Below are 11,890 nucleotides of genomic sequence, written 5' to 3'. Positions count from 1 at the left end.
CCTACTTCGCCAGCAGCGGCTGGATCTTGGAGCAGACGCCGTCGAGTACGCCCTTGACGTCCGCGTCCGCCTTCCACAGCGGGTCGAGCGCGGCGCGCACCTGCTGGCTCAGCTCGGCCTGCCCGGAGTGGCTGGGCTTGACCGTGCCGTTGGTGATGCCGTCGATGACGACCTTCTGCAGCTGCTCCGGCTTGAGCTTCGGGTTCGTCTTCGCAAGCGTCTCGGCGGTCAGCTGGGACTGCCGCGGCGGCGGGAAGAACTGGGCCAGCTTCGCCGAGTTGGTGGGGTTGGTGAAGAAGGCCAGGAAGTCGGCGGCCTGCTCGGCGTGCGGGCTCTTCTTCATCACGCCGATGCCGGCCTGGCCGACCACCGCGTACGGGCCCTTCGGGCCGGCCGGCAGCGGGACCAGGTCCCAGTCGAAGCCGTCCTCCTTCAGCAGCGAGGCACGGGAGATCTGGGTGACGGTCATGGCGGCGTCACCGGCGAAGAAGTCGGCGGTCGTGCCCGGACCGGGCAGCGCCTTGCCGGTGAAGATCGCCTTGTGCAGCGTGGTCATCGCCTCGACCATCTCCGGGCTGTTGAACCCGCAGCTGCGGCCGTCCTCGCTCCACGCCTGGGCACCCCAGCCGGTCCAGAACGTGGCCAGGTTGTCCCAGCCCTTGTAGTCGAAGTCGCGGACCACGAGCCCGGCCTTGCCCGACTTCGCGGCGGTGGCGCCGGCCGCGGCGAGCGCGGTGTCCCAGGTCCACTGCCCGGCCGCGATCAGCTCGGCCGGGGTCTTCTGCCCGGCCTTCTTGAGCATGTCGTTGTTCACGAACACGCCGAACGGCGAGGTCGAGAACGGATACGCGAAGAGCTTCCCGTCGTTGCGCCAGAGCTTCAGCGTGGCGGGGGACAGGTCGTCGTACTGGTAGCCGTCGGCCTTCTTCAGCGTGTCGTCGAGCGGGCTCAGCGCGCCGGAGGCGACGAAGTCCGGCGCCGAGTTCTCGAAGATCCACGCGAGGTCCGGCGCGTTGCCGCCGGCGATCTGCGTGGTGAGCGTCGTGGTGTAGTTCTCGAACGGCAGCGGGTCGAACTTGATCTCCGCGACGTCCGGGTTGTTCTTGCGGTACTCGTCTGCGATCTCGTTGAACAACTTGAGGTGCGCCTCGTTCGCCGACCAGACGGTCATCCGCAGGCTCGCCGGACCGTCGTCCTTGGCGTCGCCGCCACCGCCGCAGGCGGTCAGGGCGAGCACACCGGTCATGGCCGCCGCGACCAGGCCGGACAGTCTTCCGTATCTCACTTTCTTCTCCTCACCGGGGGTTCAGTAGCCCGCGATCTGCGGCCAGCGGCATTCCACGCCGGCGGCCGAGATGCGGTCCGTGAATTCGGCCAGCAGGCGGGGGGTGCCGCGGACCGCGCGCGGGGACTCGCCCCGCGCAAGGCAGAAGTCGGCCAGCAGGCCGGCGACCTCACCGACGTTCCACTCGACCGGGTGCAGTCGGTAGCTGCCGTTGGTGATGTGCGTGGTACCGATGTTCTTGCCGGCCGGCAGCAGGTTCTCCATCCGCTGCGGGATGAGCGCGCCGAGCGGGATCTCGAACGGGCAGGAGCCGACGTCGATGTAGTTGTCGCCACCGGTCGACGGGTGCAGGTCGATGCGGTACATGCCGACGCCGATCGAGTCGGGGTAGCTCACCGCGCCGTGCTCGCCGCGTACGGCCAGGGAGAGGTCCTGCTCGACCACCGTGTACTCGGCGCGGATGCGACGCGACTCCCGGATGTAGGGCGCCTGCGCCAGCCCGTCGGGGCTGCCGGTCACGTCGCCGCGCAGCCGCAGCCCCGGGTAGCCGGTGCCGCCGTCGGGGCGGGGCGCCTCGGTCTGCAGCCAGTACAGGACGGAGTACGACAGCTCGCGCGCCTGGGACAGGTGCCAGGACGCGTTCGGCACGTCGATGACCGGGCCCTCGAAATAGTCGATCATCGGCCAGTTGACGAGCGTGATGTCGCTGCCGTACGCGCCGTCGACGAAGTTGCGCCGCGCGGCGATGCGCCGGAACGTCCAAAGGTTGCCGTCGCCCGGGTTGAGCCGCTGGTCGGCGTTGACGCCCAGCGGGTCGTCGTCCGGGTTGGGGGTGAAGCTGCGCTCGACGATCTCCAGCGTGCGCGGGTGCGGCGACCGCCAGGACAGCAGCCGGTCGCCCCAGAAGTCCGGCTTGTAGTCGCGCCAGAAGTCGTAGCCGGCGGGCCGGTCGATGGTGTGGTCGCCGTCGACGTGGTCGAGTGCGAAGCAGACCGACACCGCCTGCATGTTCAGCGGCTGCGCCTCGGCGGGCGCGCTCGGCTCACCGGTCTGCGCCTGCGACTCGAACCCGGTCACGTACTCGGTGCCGGTCAGCGGCAGCAGCTCACCGGTCTCGGTGGCGTCCAGGACGTACGGCGCCTCCACCTCGATCCGCTCGTCGCGGTCCCGGTGGACGAGCGTCACGCCGGTGACCCGGTCGCCGTCGGTCTCGGCCGCGACGGGCCGGTACGGCTGCAGCACCGTCAGCCGCCCGGACCCCCGGTACGGCGCGAGCATCTGCTCCAGGACGGCGACCGCGACCCGGGGCTCGTGGCAGAGCCGGCTCACCCAGCCGGCGCCCGGGTTCAGGTCGGTCCACGCCCGGGACCGCTCGGTCAGCGGGTAGTGGCGGCGGTAGTAGTCGCGGATGCCGTCGCGCAACTCCCGGTAGCTCGCGGTGGCGCCGAACTGCTCGATCCAGGAGTGCTCGTCCGGCGGGACCGCCTGGCTGGTGAGCTGCCCGCCGAGCCAGTCGAACTCCTCGGTCAGGATCACGGACCGGCCGGCACGGGCCGCGGCCAGCGCCGCGGCGACACCGCCCAGTCCGCCCCCGACGACGAGGACGTCCGCACGCATTAGTACCACTTGCTTCCTTCCAGTTGCGCGGCCGGGCGTGTCAGCGCCGGTCGGCCGCCGATCCAGGGACGCCGAGGGTGTCGCCCTCGACGAGTTCGCAGGGCAGGAGCCGTTGCTGGAGGCCGCCGGCGCTGCCGTCGATGACGCCGGTCAGCACCTCGACGGCCTGGCGGCCCATCTCCTCGCGCGGGATGCGGAACCCGGTGAACGTGATGTCGGTGGGCACCGGGACGGTCGGGTCGCCGAGGGTCACGACGGACAGGTCACCGGGCACCGTGAGCCCCTTGCGGCGGGCGGCCGCCTCGAGCGCCACGGCGGTGGCGAAGTCCTCCACGAAGGCGACGGTGCTGCCGTCGGCCCGCAGGGCGTCCACTGTGGCGTCGGCCGTCCCCGCCGTCGCGGTGATCTGGCGGGCGCTGTCCGCGCCGGTCGCGCCGGCGTGGAAACCGCTGCGCCGGTCGTGCGATGACTCGGCCGAGGTGCCCATGCCCACGTACGTCAGGCGCCGGTGCCCCAGCTCCACCGCCCGCTCGGCCAGCCGGTGGACCGCGCTGGCGTAGTCGGCGCCGACGTAGGGCACCGGGCCGCCGGCGTCGTCGCGGCGTCCGACGGCGACGTAGGGGAACCCGTCGCGGTTGAGCCGGAGCAGCTCCGCGCCGTCGATCTCCCGGCCGAGCAGGATGCAGCCGTCGGCCAGCCGCAGCCGGTTGTCCTGGTGGAAGATGCGCCGCCGGCCGTCCACCACCGGGGCGCTGGTGAACAGCAGCAGGTCGCAGCCGACCCGTTCGGCGTACTCCTCGATGCCGAGCAGGAACGGGTGGAAGAAGTCCCGGCTGCCGCTGGGGAAGGCCGGCTCGTAGGTGAAGACGCCGATGATCCGGTTGAACCCGGAGGCGAGGCGGCGGGCGGCCGGGTCGGCGGCGTATCCCGTCTCGGCGATGACCTGCAACACCCGGTCCCGTGTCTCCGGCGCGATTCGGACGTCGGCGTCGGTGCGGTTGTTGAGCACCAGCGACACGGTCGCCTGGCTGACGCCGGCCATGCGCGCGATGTCACGCTGGGTGACACGCCTGGGGGGAGGGGTCACGTCGGTCCTTCCACTTCCGCTAATGCGTATTAGCGATCGGGTCGGGATGGAGCCTCGCTGCTCTCCCGGCGTCCTGTCAAGGGGTGCCCGGAAGATTTCCGCCCGATGAACTGCCTGATGTAATGCGGATTAGCAACCGTGTCCGTCGCCGCCTGGCGGCTGTCCGGCCGGGGATCTTGACAAGGGCCGACCGGGCGCGCGACAGTAGGCGGGCCTCGGCGCTAATGCGCATTAGCGTGTCGTCGATCGTCCACGCTGACGATCGACGGACTCCTGCTTCCCTACCCATAGTGATATTCGGGTGCGGCCTCTGCCCGCCGCCGCCCGGGCGCTACCGTTCTCATCGGACGGTCGTGGCGCCGTCCGCACGGGGGAGGGGACAACGTGGGCACCGCTGTCGCTCGTCATCTCGCCGGAGCCGTCGCGGCGTGGCTCGTCGTCGTCGCGGAGGCGGTCGCCGGCTACCTCGGCCTGCTGGCGTACGCGCTGGTCACCGGCGCCGACCCGGGCGGCCCGCTGGCCGGACCGCTGGTGGTGCTGATCGTCGGGCTGCTCGGCGTGGCCGCGCTGCCGCTGCTGTTCGCGCCGGCCGTCGCGCTCGGCGAGGCAGCGGGCCGGCGGCGGGCAGGTCCGGCGCTCGCGTACGCCGGGCTCGTCGCGGTCGTGCTGGCCGCCGGGTACACCGCGGCGGTGGCGGTCGCCACGGACGTGCCCGGCGACCTGGTGCCGCTGGTGGCCGGGATCAGCGCGCTGCTGGCCCTCGCGCCGACGGCGGCGTACGCGCTCACCGCCCGCGGCGTGGGGTGGACGGCCCGGCTGATCCGGCGCCGGGCGGCCGGCGCCGGGGCGGCGCCCGCCGAGGCGGGCTGACCTACACCTGGATGTCGAAGCGCTGCAGCACCGAGGGCGCGACCAGCCCCACCGCGGCCAGCACGGACAGGATCGTCATCGCGGTGCGCAGCACCACCGTCTCGGCCTTGCTGCCGGTACGCAGAGCGATCTTGTTGGGCAGGCCGATCATCGTCCACATCCGCCGTTTGATCGGGATGGGCCACAGGATCGGCACCCCGGCCCGGGTGATCATGTCGCCGAGGATGTGCACGAAACAACCCACCCCGACGGCAAGCCCGATCATCGGGTAGCCCCGGTCGCCGGGCAGGTTGGCGAACGTGAACCAGGCCGCGGCGGCGGACACCAGCGTGACCACCACCCAGCCGGCGCGCTCGGCCCACCTGTCGAACAGCCCGCGCAGCGCCAGGCCGATCATGAAGAAGAGGATGCCGACCACCGCCCACTTGCCGTAGTGGGCGCACAGCGCGGTGGTGCCCCAGCCGACGAGCACGGTGAACGGGATGGTGTGGGTCAGTGTGCGGTGCCCGTTGTTGCGGCGCGGATCCTTGCTCAGCTTGGTGGCGTAGTAGACGCCGAGCGAGATCTTCTCCATCACCTCGGCGACGAAGAGGCTGACCACGCCGAAGGTGCGGGCCACGGTGGCGCCGCCCTGGTTGCGGGTGACCTTCCCGGACAGGTCGAGGTCGGGAAAGAGCGCCCCGCCGGCGCAGACCGCGGTGCCCACCGCCAGGGCCAGCGGTGTCTGGTGGTAGTCCGCGAACTGGGCCATCGCCCAGGAGCCGGTCAGCCACACCGCCGCGCCCGAGAGCGCGTGGGACGGTCCCATCATCTCGGCTCGCCCTTCCCGAAGATCTTGATCCACAAAACTACGCCACTGTAGTCAGCGCGTGCGACAGAGGGGCATCAGCCGGACGGTCCACTGGGGAAGGGGTTCCGTGGGCGCCGCGGGGCGTACCGCGCCCACCCGGGAGTATGGCGGCCCGCGCGGCCGGAGCCACGCCGACTGTCGGTGATGGGACGGTCCGGTTCAGCCCGCCGTCCGGGTGGGCCGGACCGTCCCCAGGCTCGCGCGGATGACGGCGAACTGCTTCGAGGCGGCCGGCCAGTCGGCGTCGGACGTGGTCCAGCCGAGCGTCCAACCGGCCCGCTCGCCGGGCAGGACGCGCAACGCGCGCATCCGCTCTCCGTAGGGTGCGGTCCAGACGCACTCCCACGCCGCGCCCGGTCCGTCGGCCTCCAACCGGATCTTCTCGTACTGCGGAAGCCGGCCTGCGGAGGTCAGGTCCCGCTCGGACGACTTCAGCCGGCCCACCGGGTCACCGCCCGGGTACGGCTCGACGCCCAGGATGCGCCGCGTGGCCGGATCCTGGAAGCAGGTGGTGTCACCGGAGCGCAGTTGCAGCCAGCCGGCAGGCAGGGCGATGCGGAAGCCGCCGGTGTCGGCGGGCCAGACCCAGCCGGCGGGAACCGCCACCGGCGGGTTGTCCGGGGGCGGCCCCTTGCGGACCGGCGTGCCGGCCACGTCGGGCCGGACGCACGGGAACGGCGGAGGCGGCGCCCCCGGCCCGGGCGGGCGGTCCCAGGGCTGTGCGACGGCCTCGCGGGAGCGGTCCCCCTGCGGTGGATCGTCGCGACCACCGGTGATCGCCAGCGCGGTGCCCACACCCGTCGCCACGGCGAGCAGCACGGCCCCCAGGACGAGTCCCCACCGGTGCAGCGGGTTTCCGCCCCCGGCCGGGACCGGAGGCTCGGCGGGGCGGGGGACCCCGGCGGGCCGGGGCGGGGCGGGATGCACCGCGCCGCTGTCGACCGGCCCGCTGTGTGCGACGGGGGGAGGCGTGGTGACCGGCGCGGCGCCGGGGCCGACGATGTGCACCGGGCTGAGGGCGTCGGCGCGGGGTGCCGACTCGGGGCCGGCCGGGCTGCCCGGGTCGACGAAGCTGGTGAGGACCGTCGGACCGAGGCTGATCGGGCCGGGGCGGGCCGGCCCGCCCCGGGGCGGCTCCACTGTCGCGCCGGGAGCGGCCTGCCCGGGTTCACCCGCGGTGCCTCGCTCCGGCGCACCCGCTCGGCCCCGTTCCGGTTCACCGTCCCGGCCCCGTTCCGGCTCGCCGCTCCGGCTCTGCTCGGGTGGCACGGCCCGGCCGACCGCGGCCGCGCGGCCGACAGCGCCCGCGCGGCCGACAGCGCCCGAGCCGGTCCCGGCCGAGCCGCCGACCGCACCCGAGCCGTTGGCCGCCGGGTCACCGACCACGGTCGCGCCGCTGTTCGCATCCGCACGGCGGTTCGCCTGCCCACGGCCGGTCGAGGACGAGGGGTCGCCCGTGTCCGCGTGCCGGAGTGCGCCCGAACGGCCGCCCGGGGACGACTGACCGACGGCGTCCGCCCGTCCGGTGGGGACCGGCCGGGACGCCGTACCGGAGGGACCCGCCGGGCCGGACGTGTCCGCCACGTCGCCCGATGGTGACGCGCGGCCGCCCTCGGTGGGCGGCGCCCATTCGCTGCGCTTCGCCGCCCGGCTCCACGCCCGGGCGGCGGCAGCCGGTGGCATCAGGTCCGGGTAGATGCCACCGGGAGCCGCTGCCGGGCTGCCCGGCGGCCCCGGCTCGTCACCGGCCCCGGCCCGCGCCGCGACGTCGTTCTCGCGTCCGCCGGCGGGCCGGTCGGACGACGCGGCGGGGCGCGGCCCGCGGACCCGGCGGCCTCCGCGTCGGCCTCCGACACCGCGGCGACGCCGAGCAGGCGGGCCGTCTCGCGGTGCCCGAGGCGGGTACGCGGATCGCGGCGCAGCAGCCCGGTCAGCACCGGTGTCAGCGGGCCGGCGTGCGGGGCCGGATCGGGCGGCCGGGTGGCGAGCGCGGCGAGCGTGGCCATCGCGGTGCTGCGGGCGTACGGCGAGCGGCCCTCCACCGCGGCGTGCAGCGTGGCGCCGAGCGACCACATGTCCGCCTCGACGCTGGACACGCCCTCGGCGGCCCGCTCCGGTGCCACGTACTGGGGGGAGCCGAGAACCAGGCCGGGCCGGGTCATCGCGCCGTCGCCGCCCTCGAACACGGCCAGCCCGAAGTCGGTGAGCAGGACGCGGCCGTCCCGGGCCAGCAGCACGTTCGCGGGCTTCACGTCCCGGTGCAGCACCCCGGCTTCGTGCGCGGCGCGCAGCGCGGCGAGCACCGACAGGCCGATCTCGGCGGCCCGCCCGGGCGGAAGCGGGCCGTCGTTCTCGATGATCTCCTGGAGCGAGCGGGACGGGACGTACTCCATGATCAGCCAGGGTTCGCCCTGGACCCGGACCACGTCGTAGACCCGCACCACGTTGGGGTGGTTGAGGCGCGCCGACGTCCGCGCCTCGCGCAGCGTACGGGCGCGCAGCTCGTCCCGCTCGTTCTCGGCGAGCCAGTTCGGCGGCACGACCTGCTTCACCGCGACCTCGCGTTGCAGCTCCTCGTCGCGCGCCCGCCAGACCTGGCCCATCCCGCCGCGGCCGACCAGTTCGAGCAGGCGGTACCGCCCCGCGATCACTACATCCCGCACCGCACTCCTCACCGCTGGTCAGTGGTCCACAATAGCCAACGGATCGGACGGTACCTATCGCATGTCAGTGCGTCATTCCCCTAACTTGCCGCGCCGGCGAGCAGGTTGCCCTCCGGGACGGCGATCGGCGACCGGTCACCGGCCAGCAGGGCGGTGGCCCGGCGGGCCTGGAACGCGTCGTGGTCGCGGCGGGCGGTGGCGTAGGCGGCGGCGGTCCGGGCGGCGATGGCCGACCAGGTGTACCGGCGGCTGACCATCGTCCGGGCCTTGCGCGCCACCCGCCGGGCGAACACCTCGTCGCCGAGCAGCCGGTCGACGGCGCCGGCCAGCGCGTCCGGGTCGCCGTGCGGGAACGTCACCCCGGTCACCCCGGGCTCGACGATCTCGGCGAGCCCGCCGGTACGCGCGACAGCGAGCGGCGCGCCGGCGGCCGCCGCCTCCAGCGCGATCATGCCGAACGGCTCGTAGAGGCTGGGGATCACCGTGGCGTCGGTGGCGGCGAGCACCGCGGGAAGCTGGGTGGCGTCCATGAAACCGGCGAACCGGACGGTGTCCCCGAGGTGCAGCCGCCGCGCCTGGTCGACCAGTTCGTCGCGGTACGGCCCGTCCCCGGCGATCACCACCCGCAGGCCCGGGTGCCGCTTCGCCAGGTGCGGCACGGCGTGCACCAGGTGCTGCACGCCCTTCTCGTAGACCAGCCGGCCGGCGTACCCGACGAGCGGCCCGCCCGCGGCGAAGCGTGCCCGGGCGGAGGCGACCGCGTGCGGCCGGGCACGCCAGGCCCGGTCGTCGACGCCGTTGGCGACCACGTCGATGCGCCCGGCCGGTACGCCGAACAGCCGGGCCACCTGGTCGCGCATGTATCCGGAGCAGGCGATCACCCGCCCGGAGGCGTTGCTCAGCCAGTGCTCGACGCCGTGGATGGTGCGGTTCATCTCCTCCGGCAGCCAGCCCTGGTGCCGGCCGGCCTCGGTGGCGTGGATGGTGGTCACCAGCGGCACGTCCAGGTGTTCGGCCAGCGTGACGGCAGTGTGCGCGACGAGCCAGTCGTGGGCGTGGATCACGTCGTAGGAGCCGGACGAGGCGGCGCGCAGCGCGGCCCGGGTCAGCGTGTGGTTGAACGCCATGGTCCAGGCCAGCAGCGAATCGGTGGCGAGCGGGAACCGGACCGGGTCCTCGGCGGCGCGGACGACGCGCACGCCGTCGGCGTACTCCTCGAGGGGAGCGCCCACGGCGTGGCGGGTGACGACTGTGACCTCGTGCCCGGCGGCGGCCAGCGCCACGGACAGCGCGTGGACGTGGCGGCCGAGGCCACCGACGAGCACCGGCGGGTACTCCCAGGAGAGCAGCAGCACCCGCAGGCGCCGGGCGGGCTGGATGTCGATCACTTCGGCGTCAGCTGACACGCGGCCCCCTTTGAGTTGTGGTGTCCCCACCCCGGCGGCGGCGTCGCCGCGCTCCGGTGGGGTCGGCACCCATCCTGCCGAGGGGTCGATAACCGGCGGCGACGCGCCGGTTGCCGGTCTGTAACGCGTTACCGGCGCGTGCGCCGCGCGCGCAGCAGCTCGGCCACCGACCACGCCTGGAACGGGCACCCGGTGGCCCTGTGCGGTGCCGCGCCGTCGGCGGTCTCGCTCACCGAGCCCAGGCCGTCCTCGGCCAGGTGACCCACCAGGCCCACCAGCAGGTCGTCGGTGGTCAGCCCGGCCCGGCGGTACGCGTCGAGCAGCGGCCCGGTCAGCCACGGCCACACGGTGCCCTGGTGGTACGCGGAGTCCCGCTCGGCGGGTCCGCCCCGGTGCCGCCCGGTGAAGCCGGGGGAGTCCGGGGCGAGGCTGCGCGGGCCGAGCGGGGTGAACAGCGCCTCGGTGACGCGGCGTAGCACGGCCTCGTCCGGCTCCAGCGGCGCGTGCGGCAGGGACCAGGCGAGCAGCTGGTTGGGGCGCAGCAGGTCGTCATCGTGGTGCGTGGCCCCGCCCAGCGGGTACGCGGGCGCCGGGGCGTCCACCACGTCGTACAGCCAGCCGGCCGGGGCGGGGAAGCGCTCCCGGAACGCGGCGGTGGCCCGGCGGTGCAGGGCGTGCAGCGCGGCGGCGTCGCGCCCGGCCAGCTCGGTCAGCTCGGCGAGCCCGGCCAGCCCGTTGATCCACAGCGCGTTGACCTCGACCGGTTTGCCGGTACGCGGGGTCACCGGCACCCCGTACACCCGGGCGTCCATCCAGGTGAGCGCCACGTCCGGCGGGCCGCCCTGGGCCAGCAGGCCGTCGGCCGGGTCGACGCCGATGCCGTACCGGGTGCCCGCCACGTGCGCCTCGACCACGCCGTGAAGGGCGGGCAGCAGCTCGTCGCCCAGGTCGGTGTCGCCGGTGACGGTGACGTGCCGGTGCACCGCGTGCAGGAACCACAGCGTCGCGTCGACGGTGTTGTACTCGACCCGCCCGGTGTCGGCGGTGTTCGCCAGCATGCCCTCGCTCAGCGTGGCCGCGTACGCCCACAGCAGGTCCCGGCCCTCGTCGGCCCGGTTCGTGCACAGGAACAGGCCCTCGTAGGAGATCATCGTGTCCCGCGACCAGGCCCCGAACCAGGGGTAGCCGGCGACCACGTCCGGGCCGGTGGCGGTGCGCACCACGAAGGCGTCGGCGGCGAGCGCGAGCGTCGCCTCGACCGCGTCGCCGGGTTTCGCCGCGGCGACCACCGCCCGGCTGCGCCGCCGGGCCGCCTCGACCACCGCGGTCGCCGGGGGCGGCTCCTCGGCCAGGTCGTCCGCCCAGGCCAGCACCGACACTGTCGCGCCGGGCTCGTCGAGCGCGCCGGTGAACCGGCCCGCGTACCAGAGGTCCTCGTCCGGGTGCAGGCCGCGCTCGGCCTCGGTCCGGTGACGCACCCCGTGCCACCACTGACCCTCCGGCGTCCAGTCCGGCCCGGCCAGGCGGTACGCGCCGTCGACCACCGCGCCGCCGGCCGCCGGTTCCAGCCGGGGCGCCGGGCCGTCGGCGCGCCGCTCGCCGTGCGCGTCGCGCCAGGTGCAGGCGGCGGCCAGGTCCAGCCGCACCGGGCCGCCGGAGATCAGCCGGTGCACCACCGCCACGCAGGAGCGGCCGTACGTCATGGCGATCTCCCGCTCGATCACCACGTCGCCGACGCGCCACCGCCAGCGGGGCACCCCGTCGGCCAGGTCGAAGTGCTCCAGCAGCTCGAAGCCGCGCGGGTCGACCACGCCCGAGGACCACTCGTGCGCGCCGAGGCGGACCTGCCGCCCCGACGGCAGCGTCACCGCCGGGTCCAGGCTCACCAGTCCCACCTTGCGGGACGCCGGCGTGTCACCGGCCACCACGAGCAGCCCGTGGTAGCGCCGGGTGCGCAGTCCGGCGACGGTGCCCATGGCGTACCCGCCGCGCCCGTCCGTGACCAGCCATTCCCGCGCGGCGGCGGTGGACAGCTCGCCGCAGACCTGCGGCCCGAAACGGATGTCGATCAACTTTCCTCCACCGCCAGCGAGGTGTGACATGCCACGGCGA

General features: G+C 74.2%; 9 protein-coding genes. 1 reads left to right on the top strand and 8 read right to left on the bottom strand.

All coding sequences use genetic code 11. The features are described from left to right. Position 1 precedes the first annotated feature (1 nt). The 3 genes from ACQP26_RS20265 to ACQP26_RS20255 are packed head-to-tail and all read right to left on the bottom strand — an operon-like array spanning position 2 to position 3,989. Positions 2 to 1,285, bottom strand: coding sequence for an ABC transporter substrate-binding protein (locus tag ACQP26_RS20265; protein WP_433493715.1), 1,284 nt, complete (start codon positions 1,283 to 1,285; stop codon positions 2 to 4). Positions 1,286 to 1,306: 21 nt separating this feature from the next. Then, positions 1,307 to 2,902 carry an FAD-dependent oxidoreductase gene (locus tag ACQP26_RS20260; RefSeq protein WP_269705167.1) on the bottom strand — a complete coding sequence of 532 codons (1,596 nt, stop codon included), beginning with the start codon at positions 2,900 to 2,902 and terminating at the stop codon, positions 1,307 to 1,309. Between the two features lie 40 nt (positions 2,903 to 2,942). Beyond that, positions 2,943 to 3,989: a LacI family DNA-binding transcriptional regulator gene (locus ACQP26_RS20255; protein ID WP_433493714.1), complete on the bottom strand. Its 1,047-nt coding sequence runs from the start codon at positions 3,987 to 3,989 to the stop codon at positions 2,943 to 2,945. 384 nt (positions 3,990 to 4,373) lie between these two features. On the opposite strand from ACQP26_RS20255, the gene ACQP26_RS20250 reads away from it, so the two are divergent. Continuing rightward, entirely contained in the window at positions 4,374 to 4,859 is a 486-nt protein-coding gene (locus ACQP26_RS20250) for a hypothetical protein (RefSeq protein ID WP_433493713.1), read from the top strand. Position 4,860: 1 nt separating this feature from the next. On the opposite strand, the gene ACQP26_RS20245 is transcribed toward ACQP26_RS20250, so the two are convergent. The 5 genes from ACQP26_RS20245 to ACQP26_RS20225 form a co-directional block, all read right to left on the bottom strand. Next, on the bottom strand, positions 4,861 to 5,670 hold the full coding sequence (locus ACQP26_RS20245; RefSeq protein WP_073831818.1) for a metal-dependent hydrolase: 810 nt from the start codon (positions 5,668 to 5,670) through the stop codon (positions 4,861 to 4,863). Positions 5,671 to 5,868: 198 nt separating this feature from the next. Further along, positions 5,869 to 7,392, bottom strand: a complete 1,524-nt coding sequence (locus ACQP26_RS20240) for a hypothetical protein (RefSeq protein WP_433493712.1) — start codon at positions 7,390 to 7,392, stop codon at positions 5,869 to 5,871. Then, a complete protein-coding gene (locus ACQP26_RS20235; RefSeq protein ID WP_433493711.1) occupies positions 7,392 to 8,372 on the bottom strand; it encodes a serine/threonine-protein kinase in 981 nt (326 codons plus the stop codon). The genes ACQP26_RS20240 and ACQP26_RS20235 overlap by 1 nt, the downstream gene beginning before the upstream one ends. 80 nt (positions 8,373 to 8,452) lie before the next feature. Next, positions 8,453 to 9,778 (bottom strand): glycosyltransferase family 4 protein, encoded by a 1,326-nt coding sequence (locus ACQP26_RS20230; RefSeq protein WP_433493710.1) that lies wholly within the window; start codon positions 9,776 to 9,778, stop codon positions 8,453 to 8,455. Positions 9,779 to 9,906: 128 nt separating this feature from the next. Then, complete coding sequence (locus ACQP26_RS20225; RefSeq protein ID WP_433493709.1) at positions 9,907 to 11,850, bottom strand: amylo-alpha-1,6-glucosidase; 1,944 nt, start codon at positions 11,848 to 11,850, stop codon at positions 9,907 to 9,909. Positions 11,851 to 11,890: the final 40 nt, after the last annotated feature.

This window comes from Micromonospora sp. CA-248089 (assembly GCF_050948515.1).
Lineage (GTDB): Bacteria > Actinomycetota > Actinomycetes > Mycobacteriales > Micromonosporaceae > Micromonospora.
This window is presented reverse-complemented; position numbering and strand designations above follow the sequence as displayed.